Origin of the sequence: Methanospirillum hungatei (genome assembly GCF_019263745.1) — an archaeon.
Lineage (GTDB): Archaea > Halobacteriota > Methanomicrobia > Methanomicrobiales > Methanospirillaceae > Methanospirillum > Methanospirillum purgamenti.
In genome coordinates this window covers 1,217,877-1,234,907 of the sequence record NZ_CP077107.1, presented here as the reverse complement: position 1 = coordinate 1,234,907, position 17,031 = coordinate 1,217,877, and the positions used below count along the sequence as shown (strand labels likewise).

Sequence of the window (17,031 nt, the reverse complement as noted above, 5' to 3'; positions counted from 1 at the left end):
TCACTCCTTCTTTTCCGTAAAGTCAGCATCTACGACATTGTCGTCAGAACCAGAGGGAGAGCCTTTCTCTGGGTTCTGAGCTGCCTGTTCTGCCTGTACCTTCTGGTAGATCTTTGTGGTAACCTTGAATACTGCTTCTGTCAGTTCTTCCATCTGCTTCTTAATTTCCTCAGAATCAGTTCCTTCAAGCGCAGTCTTCATTTTTGCAATATGATCCTGGATGGTTGTCTTATCTTCTTCTTCGATCTTATCTTCGCTCTCTTTCAGAAGTTTCTCTGCAGAGAAGACAGCCATATCTGCATTATTGCGGATTTCAATCTCTTCTTTCTTCTTGTTGTCTTCATCTTCAAACTTCTTCGCGTCGTCAACCATCCGCTTGATCTCATCATCAGAGAGCTTCTTGCTACCCTTAATGGTGATTGCCTGCTCATTACCGGTTCCAAGATCCTTTGCAGTTACATGGATGATACCATTCGCATCGATATCAAATGTAACTTCAATTTGTGGAATTCCACGGGGTGCCGGTGGGATTCCGGTCAGCATAAACCGCCCAAGGGTAAAGTTGTCATTTGCCAGCTTTCGTTCTCCCTGGACGACATGGATTTCGACTGATGTCTGGTTGTCTGCTGCGGTGGAGAAGATTTGACTTTTCTTTGTTGGAATTGTCGTGTTTCTGTCGATGATTGGGGTCGCAATACCACCAAGGGTCTCGATTGAGAGGGTGAGCGGGGCGACGTCGAGCAGAACAATATCACTGGTCTCACCTGCAAGAACTCCTCCCTGGATTGCTGCTCCAACTGCAACACATTCATCCGGATTTATTCCCTTATCCGGTTCTTTCCCAAGGAGATCTTTAACTTTCTGTTGGACCAGCGGAACTCTGGTTGAGCCACCAACAAGGAGCACACGATCAATTTCAGCGGTCTTGAGCCCTGAGTCAGAGAGTGCCTGCTTTACCGGACCGATAGTGCTCTCTACAAGATCTGCAATCAGTTGTTCAAACTGTGCACGGGTCAGATCAATATCAAGGAATTTCGGACCGGAGGAATCGGTGGTGATATATGGAAGATTAACGTTTGTCTTCTGTTTCTGGGAGAGTTCGATCTTTGCATTCTCAGCTGCATCACGAAGACGCTGCATTGCCATGGGATCTTTTGAAAGGTCTATACCCTCTTTCTTCTTAAATTCTGCAACCAGGTAATCGATAACACGCTTATCAAAGTCATCGCCACCAAGGTGATTGTTTCCGGATGTTGCCTTGACTTCAAATACTCCATCACCTAATGTGAGGATTGAGACATCAAAGGTTCCACCACCAAGGTCGTATACCAGAACGGTATGGTCTTCTTCTTTGTCAATACCATATGCCAGGGCAGATGCAGTCGGTTCATTAATAATACGAAGAACTTCAAGTCCGGCAATGGTTCCTGCATCCTTGGTTGCTTGTCTTTGTGCATCATTGAAGTATGCAGGGACGGTAATGACTGCCTTTTTAATTTCTTCTCCGAGATATGCTTCTGCGTCGGTTTTCATCTTCTGCAGAATCATTGCAGAAATTTCCTGGGGGGTAAATGACTTGCCGGTGAGTTCTATTTTTTTGGCAGTACCCATGTCACGCTTGACTGATATTACGGTATTCTGGTGGTTGGTAATTGCCTGTCTCTTTGCAAGGCTGCCAACAAGCCGCTCACCTTCTTTGGTGAACGCGACAACTGACGGTGTGGTCCTGCCTCCCTCTGCATTTGGGATGACAACTGCCTTTCCACCCTCCATGATAGCCATGCAGGAGTTCGTCGTTCCAAGATCGATACCGAGGATTTTTTCGCTTGCCATAATGAATTTCCTGAATATGAATGATTACTTCTGTTCGACTGGTGCTGTTCCTTGTGAGACAACTACCTGTGCAGGACGAATTACTCTATCCTCAAGGCAGTATCCTTTGCATACCTGATCGCAAATTACTCCTTCATCTTTAGGTGAAGGAACCATTGCAATCGCTTCATGGCGGGATGGATCAAATTTTTCTCCTACTGATTCAAATGCCTCAACACCCTGTCTTTTCAGCACCTGAGTGAGCAGTTTCTGAATCTGGTTCAACCCTTCATGCGTTCCACCTTCTGCCTGCATAGCCCGGTCAAGGCTATCCGCAACCTCCAGCATATCACGGGCAAACTGCCCGATAGATTGTGCTATCCGGTGTTCAGTGTCCCTGATGGAACGTTTTCTGAAATTTTCAAAGTCAGCTGCGAGCCGCAAATATTTGTCATTGAGTTCCTCATACTCTGAGCGGAGTAATTCGAGTGGAGATTTTTCCTCATCCGGGGGAGATCCTTCTGGAATCAGGCCTCCCTCTTCTTCCTGATTCATTTCTGATTTTTTCTCATGATGAGTATCTGCGGAGTCGTTCATAGAGGTTCACTATTATTGTTGTAATGTAGTTCTATATAAATTTTATTCGATCTGTATGATCATATGTAATTAAATTATCATAATTCCATATTCTGATTCGCATAAATAATCTTTAAAATTTAAAATTAGATAAAATTTGAAGACATTCTCTCGTAATTGCAACATTAACTTCAGGTTAGGGTTAATCCCAAGAGGGATTTTTTCATTCAGGTCAAAAACGCGCCGATAATAAACGCATAAAATGCTCTCTTTTTTAAAAAATATCGGAATATTCTAAAAAGTTAAAAATATCTCTATAATTTGCGGTGAGATTTGTCTGATGTCTGCACCCGTTTCACACCTCATTGCCGAATATAAATAATTCGGTTTGATTTTTGAAAATTCCTATTTTTTGATTGTTAAATTTAAAAAAAGTACCTCTTTGGCACGCGCTCCAGTGGAAATGAAGGGGTTCATCTCTCTGGATGCAGGCCACATGAACTGAATTTATACTTTGTCAGCCTGCAATAATTCCACGTACGAGGAGATGATCAGATATGCAACCGGGAATGAACGTCCAGTTTTTCTTTGATTTCTCCCTTTGGATAGAATTTTTTTCAGTCAGATTCCTTTTGATCCACTCTGTTGCTAAAAGAAAATTCTGTTCTGGGTATAATAATCCGTCTGTGTATGTTTTCCAGGTTGATTTGTTAAGAATTCCGGATTCAAAAATTTTCGCATACAACAGAGTTGCGTATACGTCTCCAATAGGGTAGATCCAATACATACCCGCAGTATCACCTGAAAAGTGTGGGTGTCGTAATAAGTATCCACCCTGATCAGTAACCTGAGCACCAGTAATATGTGTATAAATTTCCTGATACCATTCATTGAACCGAACGGGTTCTCTTGACTGGGCTATTTTGAGATCCAGTAAACTGATGATGGTATCTTTCGCCAGATTCCACCGATGCTCGTCCGAATAGGGATCTTGAGATCCAGCATACAGATGAACGAAGTTATTGTTTTGTAATAATTGATTATTATTGGCGGGGTACTGTATTATTGCAAGAATTTCAGGCGTCCAGGCAATGTATTCAAATAATCTGGATGATGCTTCAGTCATTTCTATAGGAAGTGTTACTGGAACTGCAGACTCTGATGAACCAGTCAGGATGAGGGTATACAGATGACCGAATTCATGAAACATTAAAGTATAGTCTTCTTCCTGCATTCGAGTTCCCTCATTTTGGTTATGGATTGTTCCACTTACAATAAATACTGGTGCTGAAATGATTGAACCATCATCATCACCATTATACCCTATTCCTGATATCTGAGCTGTCAACCATTCCTGCGTTTTTCCAGATCTGTTCTTCAGGTCAAGATAAAACCAGCCATGTGTTTTATTTGTACTGATATTTGAAACCCGGAATAATGATACCCCGGGTGCATATACATCCACATTATTAATTTCTTCAGTTTTCACATTCAAAAGACAGGATATTACCATAAGGGTTCGGTTTATGGTAATATCCGAAGATTGGAAAAGATTTTTCGGTGTAATGGGTAAATTTAAGGCTTTTTCTGAGATGAATCGATCAATCTCATAATCATATATTGTTGGAGAAGAATTTTCTACTTCTTTATTTGTTTGTATTTCACGGATGATCGGTTGGATCATCTGTTTTATTGTGGGAGTTATATTATCAAACAGCAATGCAATATCTGATCCCGTTATTGACCATCCCTGCCTGTCGGCTTTTAAATCAGTCCAGGTTTCATAGCCTTCATGGAATGCGATATCACTTCGGATGGAGGCTGACCTCTCAATTATCTGCAAATTTTCAGTGAGTGGTCTGTTTTCTCTGATATTTCTTATATAATCATTTTGTAATGAAAACAATTCTTCATACAGTGGTGTTAGTTCATTTTCATCAGGTATAGAATCAGTATTTGCATCTCTGAAGAAACGAAGTTCCTGGTTCTTTAACCAATATCCATATACTGATTCTGGTTTAGTTTCTCTGATACATGCATAGATTTCTGCGTCTGCCGATAATCTCTGAATAAATTCTGCATGTGTTTTGGTTGCCAATAATGATGCATTTTGAAGATTTTTATCTGGATACAATCCGGAAAGGACCAGATATTTTTGCAAGGTATGGTCCAGTTTTGTCAGGATTTCCTCAAGTCTGATGATGGTATTTTTTTCATTCCGTTCATGTCCCGGAATTGAGCATATTGCTGTGATTTCATGTGATGCGTTCGAAATTGCATCATGCACTTCATCGTTGATCTTCTCTCCTGTATCAGGAAATGTGATACCGGTCCCTATTGATGGATGAGGTGATAGTGCAATATCAAGAGCTGATACAGCTATTGGAAACATTATCTGTATACTTAGGAGGAACAAGAAAATTTTCTGAAAACTTCTTTTTTTGGAGCACTGCATATGGTGATTCCTATTTAGGTAAATCGAATTCCTGGTATCGATGGCTTGATATAGCCTTCATGAGAATATCCAAGTCAGGGATGATCTATGGGATCACAAGGACGTAAAATTGTCGGCATGGATGTTGACAACCTGATTTCTCTCTTAAACAAGGCATTGGCAGACGAATGGCTTGCGTATTATCAGTACTGGATTGGATCCAAAGTAGTAAAAGGTCCTACGAAGGATGCAGTTATTGCCGAACTGGTCCAGCATGCAACCGAAGAACTCTCTCATGCTGATATGATTGCTCTTCGGATTGTTCAACTAGGAGGAACTCCTGTTCTCGAACCAAAAGAATGGTATAATCTGACGAACTGCGGGTATGATGCTCCGATTGATCCTTATGTGCAATCAATTCTCGAACAGAACATTAAGGGTGAACAGTGTGCCATCAAGACATATGATCATCTGATGAAGATAGTAGAAGGAAAAGATCCAGTTACCTATAATATGATTCTTACTATCATCACCCAGGAAGTAGAACACGAAGAGGATCTTCAGAGCCTGCTTGAAGATCTGGAAATGATAATAAAAAAATAACTTCACTTTTTGTCTTAATAGTGGCTGAGAAAGGGTGCATTTATCAAATAGAAATACTGAATGGATCCGGGCAATTACCCTGCATCACCCTGCTTTGAACTTCTTCACGATTTTTACATATCCTTATACACACAGACGTGTATCCTATACATCATAAACAAATGAAAGGGATCAATGGTGTGGAGGGATTGTATGAATAACATATTCATTTGGATGACAGGAGCCCTGATTTGTATGTGTATCCTGTCTGGAACAGTTAGTGCTGACTATTCTGATGACAATACCCAGATGTTTGTTGATCAGCAGGGATCAGGAATAGCAGAGCCATTTTATCCGGCAAGTCCTCCCTCTCCTGATATGTATTCAACACCATATCCAACACAGGGGCCTTTTATTCCGGAACAAAATAATGCCGGTATGTTTGTGAATCCGGGTAATTCAGATACTTCTTTTACACCAAATCCTTCGAATATTGTCCTTGATGTTCCAGCCGGGACTGTCTTGCAGAGTGAACCAGTTCAGGGTTCCTATCAGGATCCAGGTACTGCTGAACCTTATTATCCTTCAAATCCTCCATCGCCAGGCACGTTAGATCAACCCATTCAGATTTCACCGGTAACTGGACCATACCAGGATCCGGGCTCTGCTGTTCCATATTATCCTACCTACCCTCCAACACCTGAACCAACACCTACTCCATACCCCCGTGATTATTCATCACCTGTATACTACCCCTCATACCGATATCAGGAGCCTACAGTAATTCATCACTGGTATGATGATGATAGATCACGGACGTACCGGCCTACATATTATGACAAATACGATAGGGAGTATTATTCTTATGATCGATACCGTGGGTATGATTATTATACCTATGTTGATGGAACCCTGAAGATTGCAAGCGAGCCATATCAGGCTGAAGTATATGTTGATAATCGATTCAGGGGATATACACCATATTCCGGGTATTTGACTTTAAATGACATCCGACCAGGAACCTATACTATCCGTCTGAAATATTCTGGATATTACGATTATTATGAAGATGTATACATTTCCAGGGGTCGAACGACATATATAGATGCTGATATGGTCAGGATTGGAGAGAGATATTCAAAATCCGGCTCTATGAATATCCAGTCTGAACCGACCGGAGCGAGTGTATATCTGGATAATGAATATCGCGGATTTTCTCCGGTTATGTTCGGGTCGGTTTCTCCGGGTGAACATACCCTGCTCATTCGAAAGGACGGGTATGCAGATTATGTAAGTAAAGTGACTATTACAGATAAACAGACCGTCATGATATCTGCAGTACTCAGCCGTCTGAATGTTCCTGCAGAGGCGACTCCATCTCCCACTCCAATACAGACTCCTGTTCCTGAACCTACAAAATCCGGCATTTTTACTGGTATTATTTGTTTTGCAGTGATATTTGGTGGAATTTTTATCTTGAGAAAAAAATCTTGATACTTTTGGATACACCCACTATTTTTCGTAACTACTAAACGTTAGAACAGAAAACGGTACTATTGATAATAATTGGAAATCGGTGTATAGTGAACACAAACACTGAAAAACATCCAAACCGTCCCCATTGCCTGTATTTATGGTTTCATCATGGGACACCGGTTTGTTCTGAGGAAAAAAGTAATCGGGAATGCCCATATCCGTTCTGGAAATGTCCGGTACGAGGACAAAAAATGAGTAATCAGATGATGGTCACTGATGCTGTCATGTCTGATGTATCTGATCTCACCGGAATATCTGTGCGAACTTAGGTAGAGATTTCTTTGTCACAATCACTGGCGATTTACCGAGCTAAGGCTACCGTTTCTCCATATTGTACAACATGACCTCGCATCGCTTTGATAAGGTCATCTTTTGTTGATCCAGGTGGAAGGTCAAGCATCGTATCTAGGGCATAAACTCTAAACTGATATCGGTGCATTTCCCCATCTGGTGGACATGGTCCATGATATCCAATGGTGCCATAATCGTTTATTCCCTGTACTGCCTGGACCGGTTTTAATACCTGTGGTTCTTTTGGAAATCCTTCAGGGATCCGAGAAAGTGGGGGAATATTCCATATTATCCATGGTGTGAAAGAACAACAGGATTTAATAAACGGATTAAAAACCATAATCGCGACTGATTGAGCATCCAGGTTTTTAATGTTTAATGCAGGAGATCGATCTTCTCCTCTGCAGGTATTTCTGGGTGGGAATTCAAGAAAGTCAAGGGTTACTATAATTGGAGTAATGGCATTCATAGGAGATCATACCTCATTCGATCCCTGTCTAATAAAACCTAATCCCCCAGCGGTGATCAGATCCTCCCGCTTTTCTGCTCTGACGAGTGGTGGAATTTCTCCCCATATGATACTGGTTTCACCAAAAACAGCATAAATCCCATCAATATCTTCGCATACATCTTCAAGCGGGGATTGATCTGATAATGAGAGACTATTACAAACAGATGTGGCAACAGCATCAGCAAGTATAGGATCTTGTGAAAAAACAGTGACACTGTCTGCTGAACCGAATGAGAATGAATGGCCGACTGTTGCAGAAGATGTGCATATACCGTATATTTCGTCTTTCGGTGGTATGAGGAATGCATATTTTCCTGATAAGGGGGAGTCTCCTGCATAAAGTCCGACCCGGATTGACCTGTCAGATATCAAAGCAATGTCACCCCCATTATCTACAACACAATAAGCAGATCCTGCAATTTTTGCAGCACGAACACCTGCATCTGCTACGGCCCCTGCAACACTTGCCATGGGTCCGACTCCTGCATTCTGTGCTGCATCCCCCATCCTGCGAATGATGTCCGGACCAACCGGTATTGGTATGGGTTCATAACTGGTAGCAAAAAAAGGATCCCGGATGATGTATTTCTCAATCTCGAATCTTGCCTGACGTATTCCTTCACAGGCTGCATCGATGTATTGATTATCATCCGCAAGGATGGTCGCTATGGTTTCCCTGAGTTCAAAATGATGACGGAGCGTCATTCAGTTTAATAACTGAGAGACAGTGCTGCATGAGGACAGCTGATGATACATCTTCCACATAAAATGCATTTTTTTGTTGAAACCTGTAATTTCCAGTTTTCATCAAAAGAAAAGACACCTTTTGGACATATAGAGATACAGGCCCCACAATCAACACATTCCTCTTCGTCATGTCTGATTCCTTCTTCAAGAATTCTGACTTCAGCACCCAGTGATCTCATCCGTTCGCTTACAATAATGCAGTTCTCATCTGGAACGTCAACGAGTGCTTCTTCTCCCTCATGAGCATCAGACCGTGCCCGATCAACATTAATGAGAACTCCGGTGTCTTTTACAACCTGCGCAATAATCGGCTTACTTTCATGAATCAGACGGACTAAGAGTTTCATGGTCTGGCCCCTCCGGGTTTGAAGAGTTTTCCTAAATCACTGGCATGGAGGATTGCGATACACTGATTTTGTGCATCTACTACCGGGAGTGCACTGATCCGATGATGCTCCATCTTCTGGGCAGCAATGTCTATTGGTTCATCAGCGAGGGTAGTGATTACATTCCTGGTCATGACATCCTGAACTTTTACTTTCCGTTCTGGTCGTGCAACTGCTTTTGCAATATCAAAGGTCGTGACTACTCCGGTCAGTCGTCCCTGTTCATTTAACACTGGCAGATGGTTTGTCTCTCCCCTAAGCAGTTTTTTTGCAGCCTCTGTTATGTCCTGTTCTTCCTTTATTGTCACAACTTTTCTCTGCATAATCTCCTGAACCAGGACTACTTTTCTTGTTTCTCGCATTGGTTTTGCCTGTTTGGAAGGATCGAGGTACCGTGTTGGAAGACACAAGGTCATATGCCCTTCCTGTATCCAGGTTTTCAGGGTGTTTGCAACCATCTTGGCCCGTCGGTACGAGGACAGCGATGAAGTCTTTATCTCTTCGTTATTCAGTTCAATAGTGCCTGATTTCAGTTCTGCATAACTTACTTGTCCAAGGACCGGCCTGCTCCGGGATGGAACGCCGTAATCCCTGATACTGACCATAATATCTTCATCTCTGACTGATGTCCGTCTGACCGTTTCGATATCCAGAACAGGTAAAGGAATACCTACCCCAAGGTAGAGCGTGGGGCCATACCGATACATATATGCTGCCCGCAAAAAGTCTGAATTCATTTCAGCCATATCAGCGGTTGTCATCAGGGTTGCGAAGTTTCCTGCAGATGAATGTTGTGTTCCTTCACCAACTACCATACCTGGAGCACCACCAAGTAAGATTGGTACACCACTTCCGATGAGCCGAAGGTTTGGGTCGTTACATATTGGGTTTAACGTTCCTGCACCCGAAAACGACACGTTTGCACTATGGGGGAGGAGAGTTCCCATATAGGTGTACAGGGTGTCATCAGATGTGTTTACTGCTGCATCATATCGCTGGTAGGCATTTCGTGGATTGACCATGATTGCCTGGTTCAGATCTTCAAGCCTGACTTCAGTTGTAATACTTCTTCGTGGATAACAATCTGATCCTGATGATTGTGCCCGGAGTTCTATGGCCTTGCCTGAAATGAAGTCTTCAATAACATGGGCACCTCCATAACTCTCCATTCTGGTAACAGACTTATTTGTCGCACCGATGTAGGTATCGACTGCTGCAATACCGCCGTATGCTTCAACATCGTTCAGCCAGAGCCGTTCCATCTTGATTGGAGGTTCTGCATGACCGAAGTTCAAAAATGCCCCTGATGAGCACATGGCTCCAAAGGTTCCGGTGGTAACAACATCCACCTCCTGGAGTGCCCCTTCTTCTCCGAGTTCGCTGACGATGTCTGGCATCTCATCGGCAGTGACCACCCGGGCTGAACCATCACGAATACGCCGGTTGATCTCATCGATGGACTTTTCCATAATAGTAACCAGTTAGGAGATCAAAGGAGTTATAGGTTTAGTTTTGCGTCTGCGATGCCAGAATTATTTCTGGGAAAAATTACTTTTGAAAAAAAGGGTTACTGGAGTACAGCACCACGGTTTGCCGGTCCCACCGCAGCAGCATATCTGGTAAGAACACTGCTGAGTGGTTTTGTAAGAGGTTTCCATCCGGACTTTCTTCTCTCAATTTCTTCAATACCAATATCCAGGTTGATTGTTTTGGAAATGAGATCAATTGATATGGTATCTCCGTCTTTTACAAATGCAATTGGTCCGCCTGCTGCAGCTTCCGGAGCAACATGCCCGATACATGGACCCCTTGTCCCTCCTGAAAACCGGCCGTCGGTAATTAGGGCAACCCGGTTATATCCAAGGCCGACAAGTGCTGATGTTGGTGAGAGCATCTCCGGCATTCCAGGTCCGCCTCTCGGGCCTTCGTACCTGATGACCACTACATCACCTTCCTTGATCTCTCTTCCAAGGATAGCCTTCATGGCCGGTTCTTCACCGTCAAAAACACGGGCAGGGCCGGTATGCTGCCACATCTCACTCTGAACGGCTCCACTTTTTATAACCGCTCCATCTGGTGCAAGGGTTCCGGTAAGGATCATCAGACCACCACTTGTATGCACTGGTGATGATTCCGGTCGGATAATTGACTCATCCACATATGTTACACTATCCGCTAATGAAAAGACGTCCTTTCCTGATGTAGTGGGGCAATTTTCGAGATGAGATCTGATCTGCCTGAAGACTGCCGGAATTCCACCTGCATGATGGAGAGCCTGCATGGAATGAGGTCCACCTGGCATCATCGAGGCGATATGTGGGACCTGTTCTGATATTTTATTAAATTCGTCAAGATCAAAGGGCACCCCTGCTTCGGTTGCGATCGCCATCAGGTGTAACACGGTATTTGTTGATCCACCAAGTGCCATATCAACTCTGATTGCATTTCGAAGACTTGCCGGGGAGATAATATCCCGGGGAAGAACCTGCTGGTGCACAAGGTCTACGATTCGTTTGCCTGACCTGAATGCTAACCGCTGCTTTTCTGCATAAACAGCTGGAGTTGCAGCACAGCCTGGAAGAGACATGCCGAGAGCTTCTGTCATACATGCCATGGTATTTGCTGTATAGAGACCCTGACAGGATCCACATCCTGGCATTGCAGCCGTTTCAAGTTCCCGAAGTTCTTCTTCGGTCATTTTCCCACCGGCCACTTTTCCGACTCCTTCAAACACATCAGTCAGTGATAATTCGCATCCCTGATGGTGACCGGGGAGCATATTTCCTCCGGTTAGAACAATTGCCGGGATATTACACCTGGCTGCTGCCATGAGCATGCCTGGGACAATTTTGTCACATGTGCAGATACAGACAATGCCATCAAATTTATGTGCCTGAATCATGAGTTCAACGGAATCTGCAATATTTTCACGAGATGGGAGGGAATATCTCATTCCTTCATGTCCCATTGCAATTCCATCGCAGATTCCGATGGTATTGAACTCGAACGGTGTTCCGCCTCCGGCAGTAATCCCTTCCCTGACCCGTTCACCAAGAATCCGAAGGTGGGTATGGCCGGGTACGATGGTATTCCAGGAGTTAGCAATCCCGATAAATGGCTGGTTCATTTCACTCTCGTCGATTCCGAGAGAACGAATGAGTGAGCGGTTCGGGGCCCGGGCATATCCTGCCTTTACATCATCACTCCGCATAATACTCATGAACAGATAGGAGATGACACTAGATAAAGGAAAGGTTGTTGGTGCAAATTACGATTCCTCATGCACCACTTAAAGCGGCAAGCTTTCGATCACATGGTGCATATCATCCGGAAACATATACTTAGCATGGTTTTTACGTGTGCTCAATGTGGTCAATGCTGTATGTACCTGGGGGACTACATTGTCATTGATGCAAAGACCGGGCCATATACCTTTTCCTGCTCTTGTGTTTCAACAAATACTCTCTTTCAGGCAGTCGTCGATGAAGATAAACGGAATTTTTTTGACAATACTGAGTTTTCCCGTGCCCATCCCAATGCCTGCCCGTTTCTCCGGCCGACTGATGACGGGCGGATTGTCTGCACCATCCATGAGACCAGTCCTGCCCAGTGTAAAATGTACCGATGTGTGGCAGTGAGAATATTTTCCGGGGAAAAACAGATCGGATATATCACCGGTATGGGTGCCCTGCACTCTGATGATCCGTCTTTGCGTTCCCTCTATGAATCATGCGTCCAGCAAATCCCGGAGGGGGATCAGGAACGGGATGAATGGTTTGCCCGGTTATTTGAAAAGCACGGGTACCGGACTGAATAACCATATCACCGGGAGTCCAGCCATGGGGCCATATCTGCTATATTGAGGATCATAACTCCGATATTTCTCATGTCCAGCACGTTTGCCTCATGGATCTCCTTTGTCTGTGCCCCGGTAGCATCACCCACGAGGATTGTTTCATAGTTATACGCCATGGAATCAAACACCGTGGTCCGGACACAGTTCGGTGTCTGGATTCCTCCCACAACTACGGTATTCACTCCAAGGGTCCGGAGCATCAGGTCAAGGGTGGTTCCGATGAATGCACTCATCCGGACCTTCTCGATCAGGTGCTCACCGGACACAGGTGTGAGTTCATCGATAACCGCAGCACCGTGTGTGCCCCTGACAGCAAATGGAGTAGATTTGAATTTTTCAGCCCTGAACCATTCGACGTCTGAACCATCCGGTTCATGAATCCTGACGATATGGAAGATTGGAAGTCGTTTTTCCCGGAACAGAGAGAGTAGATGAGTAAGAGGGGTGATGACCGCTTGTGCTCCGACAACCGGGTTTACTGCATGAGTTGAGGCAAAATCATTCTGCATATCGATGATGAGCAGTGCAGGTTTTTGTGTCATATATACGAATAGTATTAAGGTTTAATCATAGTTGTGACTGGGTTACTGACAAAGCGATTGTTCCAGATATTAGATTAGATGAACTGGAATAATGAATATCCTTTAGTGTGACATTTTTGGTCTGACTGGGTCCTGAATATCCGGTAATTATTTTTGCAAATTGCGTCGTTATGCACAGAGTAATAATGTAATTTCCATGAGGTTTTTCGATATTGTGATATGGAAAAAATGATGAAGTACTACTATGAGTACGAGTTCTCACTCATCTCTTCCATTTGTTCTATCAGAATTGAATAGTCATATTGATGAGATAAGGGAGAAGTATGGGGTAACGAGACTTGGGGTCTTTGGTTCTGTCAGCCGGAGTGAGGATACTCCGGATAGTGATATTGATATTCTTGTGGATTTTCCCCATGAAAAGGGGATATATCGGAGATTTATTCACTTAGCCGATGAACTTGAAGAAATTTTTGGCCGGTCAGTTGATCTAGTAACCGTTAAGGGATTATCACCATACATACGACCATATGTAGAGCGTGAGGTGATTTGGATTTATGGATGATGAGATATTCCTTACTCATATCCTGGAAGAGACCCGGTTTTTTCTTCCTAGAATTGTTCTGATCCTATGTGTAGTTCTTTGTATGATTGCACCGATTCATGCAGAGCGGGTATTCTTCTCTGACGGCACATTATATGATGCATCCCTTTCGAAAGACGATATTCTGGAACGTTTTGAAGAATACACCGGTGAAGGACCGGTTATTGTATTTCATGATCTCATCTGTCAATCCTGTCAGGATGCGATGGATTATTTCAGGGAGTTTGAACAGGTCTACCCGGAAATTTCTATTGAATACTATGACCTTCATGGCAACATGACCAATAAACTGCTGTTTGAAAAATACATGAAGAACTATCACCAGGCAAACCTCCTTGCACCGACTGCTTTTGTGGGTCCTGCAGGGATAGAAGGGAATGAGTCGATCCGGCTTGTGTTTGAACCGTTTACTCTGTTATATGTCGATAATCAGTGAATTTTATAAACTATTTTTCATGGAGCGTTTTAAATAGTTAGGTATTAGTCTCACAAAAACGGACTGCTTCATAATAATTGTGATGCATTGCACCCTTCATGAGAGAGAGTTACCAGGATAGAAGATCGATCCACTCCTTCGCAAATCCGGATGGGACATTCAGCCCTATACAGACAAAACTCCCTTTTCCTCGTATCATGCCGTTGCCCTTGAAGAATATCCAACTAACAACGGTCCGGCAGATTATGCCCTCATTCTAAACGGAAAATTGTCGGAGTCATAGAAGCGAAACGAGAATCTGTCGGACCACAGGAAGTCCAGACTCAGGCAAGAAGATATGCAAAAGGGATCCCTGATTCTGTTGCTTTGTTCTCATTTGATGAATATCGGGTTCCTTTTCTCTACTCTTCCAATGGAATGATCAACTGGTTCATTAATGTCCGTCATGAACAGAACCAGTCTCATGAGATCAAACGGCTTCATACTCCGCAGGCTCTTCATGAACGATACTCTTCAGATTTTGGTGTAGTCTCCCTAAAAATCCTGAGCACACCAAATACACATCAACGGCTCAGATCCTATCAGATTCAGACAAATGATGCGGTTGAAAATGCCATTGCATACTGAAGCAGAAGATGCTTGTTACTATGGCGACCGGGACATGGAAGTATCATCTTCCAGCGATATGATATCTGATCTTTGCGATGACAGCTGTCTTTGCACAGTCATGTCGAGAGGACATAAAGAATTTCAGGTATCATTGTCTTATCCTCTCGGTTCGTTCTGGTTTTATTTTGTCCGAGGCTGGAACAAACGTACCGGACAACGCCCGCTGTCCCGATCAGGAGGTACATTCCCGAGGATCTTACATTCTCCAGTGTCAGTAGTTTTTGTGGTATAATTAATGCAGTCTTTGCAGGTTGGCATGGTAACTTCCTTTTACTTCTTGGTTTTAGTTTATCCTTTGTTGAAAGTTATCCTGTTATTATCATGAGAAGGTTTAAAATATTCGGAATAAATGGAGGCAACTCATGGAGGTATGAATTCTTCCTAAAATGGTGCTGATTACACGAATTCTCCAATATCTGATGTTCAGATTCCACATGGTACGGCCGGGATTATCTGTTGAATATTGTTTGTTATCCCCCATTGAGTATTTTTTTTGGAGTGGTGAGTTTTTCATCAATCATCTCTTCTCGCAGCCAGAAATACCATAAAATTCAATTTTTTGAGAATTTATCAGTAATAGGGGAGAATCTCACCATAACTAGCAACCGGTTAGATTCATCTTTTCCGATGATGGAACCTATTAGTCTGCCATTTTGACTTCAGATCCTACAGCGAGATCGTCCGCCATCGTTATCGGTTTTTCCCAGAATTTTATCGGAAAGGTAATTTTGACAATTGAAGATATATACATCATAGCTTAATGGAAAGCCCCAGTATTGGTACAAAATTATCCTCCTGAGGGTATCAACATGGAGTGAATGAACCTTTTTGTCTTCCACATCAAAAAAATTGCGGATTATTGGTATCAAATCCAGAAATTATTTTGTCATCACTCTTATGAGTCACTTTCCAGTGATGTACTGGAGATTATCTGCTGGTTCATCTGGATATGAGCGACACTGTTTGCTCCTTTCTCGAATATCACCAGAAAAACCTCCTAGCACAGATTGATTTTATTGGCTTTGCAGGAATTGAAGAAATGATTCAATATGAAGACAGCCCCCTTTGAAGGACTACTGGAGAAATCTACATCTGGAGGGAAGTAAGGAGCCGGAGAGTTTTACCCCAGCTTACCATCCCTCTCCCTTGTTTCCTCACAGTATCTTATCCTTTCATCATGATTCTGACAAAAAGATGTACTGATGGATTTCTTTGATACACTCTGTCAGAGACGGTCGGTCAGGAAATACGGCCCCGACCCGGTTCCCAATGCCGATATCGCCAGGATTCTCCAGGCGGCCAACATGGCCCCGTCTGCGATGAACCACAAACCCTGGGAGTTTCTTGTGGTCACTGGTGATCCAATCAGGGAGCTTGGTGTAAGTTTTGGACGAGTTCTTGACCGGATCCAAAAAACACGGGGAGAAGAACTCCCAGCCGAAGTTGTCACCTTTGCCAGGACCTATGGCGGTGCTCCGGTGGCAATCGTGGTACTCTGCACCACAAGTGACCTCCCGAACTTTCAGCGGGCTTACCTGGAGAGTGCCAGTGCAGCGATGGAAAACCTTCTGCTTGCGGCAACCGCTCTTGGCCTAGGCACCTGCTGGATGACCGGACCACTGGAAGATGAACCTTTTCTCCGGGAGATCCTGGAGATCCCTGAGGACCGGACCCTGGTTGCCATCACCCCGCTTGGGTATCCTCAAGAGATGCCGGGCCCCCATTCTGTCGTCGATCCAGATCTGGAGAAGAAGATCCACTGGATCTCATGAGCTCAACTGCGGCCTTTTCAGTTTCATCATTACCACCTGACTACACAGGGCCAATAACTCACCAGGGTTGAGATCTTAATACTTACCTGGGTTGGTAAGGATACTATTGTAGTAGATGAACTGTAAAAAAACAAGTTCACCATTGTTTTTTGAACTCCCTGAAAATTCAATACAACACTGGATTCACATCCAGATGGAGGTAAGCATCCCTAATATTCCATTCAGACATTGGATGGATCATTCCGATCCGCGGCCCTGTGAGAAATCCTGTCCCTCTTCT

At 43.6% G+C, this 17,031-nt stretch carries 17 protein-coding genes; 8 read left to right on the top strand and 9 right to left on the bottom strand.

Translation table 11 applies throughout. The features are described from left to right. From dnaK to KSK55_RS05725, 3 genes are all read right to left on the bottom strand, one after another. Nucleotides 1-1,833 carry a molecular chaperone DnaK gene (dnaK, locus tag KSK55_RS05735; protein WP_214419158.1) on the bottom strand — a complete coding sequence of 611 codons (1,833 nt, stop codon included), beginning with the start codon at nucleotides 1,831-1,833 and terminating at the stop codon, nucleotides 1-3. Between the two features lie 24 nt (nucleotides 1,834-1,857). Further along, entirely contained in the window at nucleotides 1,858-2,409 is a 552-nt protein-coding gene (locus tag KSK55_RS05730; protein WP_218608539.1) for a nucleotide exchange factor GrpE, read from the bottom strand. Between the two features lie 496 nt (nucleotides 2,410-2,905). Continuing rightward, a complete protein-coding gene (locus KSK55_RS05725; RefSeq protein WP_218608538.1) occupies nucleotides 2,906-4,780 on the bottom strand; it encodes a M3 family metallopeptidase in 1,875 nt (624 codons plus the stop codon). Between the two features lie 150 nt (nucleotides 4,781-4,930). Here KSK55_RS05725 and KSK55_RS05720 point away from each other — a divergent pair, with 150 nt between their 5' ends. The 3 genes from KSK55_RS05720 (at nucleotide 4,931) to KSK55_RS05710 (ending at nucleotide 7,209) form a co-directional block, all read left to right on the top strand. Continuing rightward, a complete protein-coding gene (locus KSK55_RS05720; protein WP_214419155.1) occupies nucleotides 4,931-5,425 on the top strand; it encodes a ferritin-like domain-containing protein in 495 nt (164 codons plus the stop codon). 192 nt (nucleotides 5,426-5,617) lie between these two features. Continuing rightward, entirely contained in the window at nucleotides 5,618-6,898 is a 1,281-nt protein-coding gene (locus KSK55_RS05715; RefSeq protein WP_218608537.1) for a PEGA domain-containing protein, read from the top strand. Between the two features lie 89 nt (nucleotides 6,899-6,987). Then, nucleotides 6,988-7,209: a hypothetical protein gene (locus tag KSK55_RS05710; protein WP_214419153.1), complete on the top strand. Its 222-nt coding sequence runs from the start codon at nucleotides 6,988-6,990 to the stop codon at nucleotides 7,207-7,209. Nucleotides 7,210-7,241: 32 nt separating this feature from the next. Here KSK55_RS05710 and KSK55_RS05705 read toward each other — a convergent pair whose 3' ends face one another. The 5 genes from KSK55_RS05705 to ilvD form a co-directional block, all read right to left on the bottom strand. Next, nucleotides 7,242-7,700 carry a YbhB/YbcL family Raf kinase inhibitor-like protein gene (locus KSK55_RS05705; RefSeq protein ID WP_218608536.1) on the bottom strand — a complete coding sequence of 153 codons (459 nt, stop codon included), beginning with the start codon at nucleotides 7,698-7,700 and terminating at the stop codon, nucleotides 7,242-7,244. Between the two features lie 6 nt (nucleotides 7,701-7,706). Then, nucleotides 7,707-8,447 (bottom strand): UPF0280 family protein, encoded by a 741-nt coding sequence (locus KSK55_RS05700; protein ID WP_218608535.1) that lies wholly within the window; start codon nucleotides 8,445-8,447, stop codon nucleotides 7,707-7,709. A 5-nt stretch (nucleotides 8,448-8,452) separates the two neighbouring features. Further along, the gene (locus tag KSK55_RS05695; protein ID WP_214419150.1) at nucleotides 8,453-8,836 is read right to left on the bottom strand and encodes a 4Fe-4S dicluster domain-containing protein; all 384 of its coding nucleotides are present in this window, start codon (nucleotides 8,834-8,836) and stop codon (nucleotides 8,453-8,455) included. Continuing rightward, a complete protein-coding gene (locus KSK55_RS05690) occupies nucleotides 8,833-10,344 on the bottom strand; it encodes a homocysteine biosynthesis protein (protein WP_306128349.1) in 1,512 nt (503 codons plus the stop codon). The genes KSK55_RS05695 and KSK55_RS05690 overlap by 4 nt, the downstream gene beginning before the upstream one ends. A gap of 98 nt (nucleotides 10,345-10,442) precedes the next feature. Continuing rightward, the gene (gene ilvD, locus KSK55_RS05685; protein WP_218608887.1) at nucleotides 10,443-12,086 is read right to left on the bottom strand and encodes a dihydroxy-acid dehydratase; all 1,644 of its coding nucleotides are present in this window, start codon (nucleotides 12,084-12,086) and stop codon (nucleotides 10,443-10,445) included. 135 nt (nucleotides 12,087-12,221) lie between these two features. On the opposite strand from ilvD, the gene KSK55_RS05680 reads away from it, so the two are divergent. After that, nucleotides 12,222-12,692 carry a YkgJ family cysteine cluster protein gene (locus KSK55_RS05680; protein WP_218608534.1) on the top strand — a complete coding sequence of 157 codons (471 nt, stop codon included), beginning with the start codon at nucleotides 12,222-12,224 and terminating at the stop codon, nucleotides 12,690-12,692. A 5-nt stretch (nucleotides 12,693-12,697) separates the two neighbouring features. Here the strand turns inward: KSK55_RS05680 and KSK55_RS05675 are convergent, their stop codons facing one another. Beyond that, nucleotides 12,698-13,273 (bottom strand): cysteine hydrolase family protein, encoded by a 576-nt coding sequence (locus tag KSK55_RS05675; RefSeq protein ID WP_218608533.1) that lies wholly within the window; start codon nucleotides 13,271-13,273, stop codon nucleotides 12,698-12,700. A 244-nt stretch (nucleotides 13,274-13,517) separates the two neighbouring features. On the opposite strand from KSK55_RS05675, the gene KSK55_RS05670 reads away from it, so the two are divergent. The 4 genes from KSK55_RS05670 (at nucleotide 13,518) to KSK55_RS05655 (ending at nucleotide 16,751) form a co-directional block, all read left to right on the top strand. After that, nucleotides 13,518-13,835, top strand: a complete 318-nt coding sequence (locus KSK55_RS05670; protein ID WP_214419147.1) for a nucleotidyltransferase family protein — start codon at nucleotides 13,518-13,520, stop codon at nucleotides 13,833-13,835. Continuing rightward, nucleotides 13,828-14,310 (top strand): hypothetical protein, encoded by a 483-nt coding sequence (locus tag KSK55_RS05665; RefSeq protein WP_218608532.1) that lies wholly within the window; start codon nucleotides 13,828-13,830, stop codon nucleotides 14,308-14,310. The genes KSK55_RS05670 and KSK55_RS05665 overlap by 8 nt, the downstream gene beginning before the upstream one ends. A 417-nt stretch (nucleotides 14,311-14,727) precedes the next feature. Further along, nucleotides 14,728-14,937, top strand: coding sequence for a hypothetical protein (locus KSK55_RS05660; RefSeq protein WP_218608531.1), 210 nt, complete (start codon nucleotides 14,728-14,730; stop codon nucleotides 14,935-14,937). Nucleotides 14,938-16,181: 1,244 nt separating this feature from the next. After that, nucleotides 16,182-16,751: a nitroreductase family protein gene (locus tag KSK55_RS05655; RefSeq protein WP_218608530.1), complete on the top strand. Its 570-nt coding sequence runs from the start codon at nucleotides 16,182-16,184 to the stop codon at nucleotides 16,749-16,751. Nucleotides 16,752-17,031: the final 280 nt, after the last annotated feature.